This is a genomic window from Micromonospora sp. CPCC 206061 (genome assembly GCF_036906915.1).
In the GTDB taxonomy this organism is placed as follows: Bacteria; Actinomycetota; Actinomycetes; order Mycobacteriales; family Micromonosporaceae; genus Phytohabitans.
In genome coordinates this window covers 1-573 of sequence record NZ_JBAKHX010000236.1, presented here as the reverse complement: position 1 = coordinate 573, position 573 = coordinate 1, and the positions used below count along the sequence as shown (strand labels likewise).

At 62.1% G+C, this 573-nt stretch carries 1 protein-coding gene; it reads right to left on the bottom strand.

What is annotated here, in order from left to right:
- Positions 1-573 (bottom strand): AAA family ATPase (locus V6V89_RS41550; protein ID WP_334625251.1); only part of this gene is annotated, 573 nt, incomplete at both ends.

The following is a 573-nucleotide window of genomic DNA, read 5'->3' as shown; positions in this document are numbered from 1 at the left end:
GTCGCGGGTGCCCAGGTTGGTGGTCAGGATGATCACCGTGTTCTTGAAGTCGACGATGCGTCCCTGACCATCGGTCAACCGACCGTCTTCCAGAATCTGAAGCAACGTGTTGAACACGTCCGGGTGGGCCTTTTCGATCTCGTCGAACAGCACCACCGAGAACGGCCGACGCCGCACCTTCTCCGTCAGCTGGCCACCCTCGTCATAACCCACGTACCCGGGCGGGGCACCAACAAGACGCGACACCGTGTACCGGTCGTGGAACTCGGACATGTCCAGCTGGATCAACGCGTCCTCGGACCCGAACAGGAACTCCGCCAACGCCTTGGACAGCTCGGTCTTACCCACACCGGACGGACCGGCGAAGATGAACGAACCAGAAGGCCGCTTCGGGTCCTTCAACCCGGCACGAGTACGACGGATCGCCTTGGAGACCGCCTTGACCGCGTCTTCCTGGCCAACGACCCGCTTGTGCAGCTCGTCTTCCATCCGCAGCAGCCGGGAGGTCTCCTCCTCGGTCAGCTTGTACACCGGAATACCGGTCCAGTTCGCCAACACCTCAGCGATCTGCTC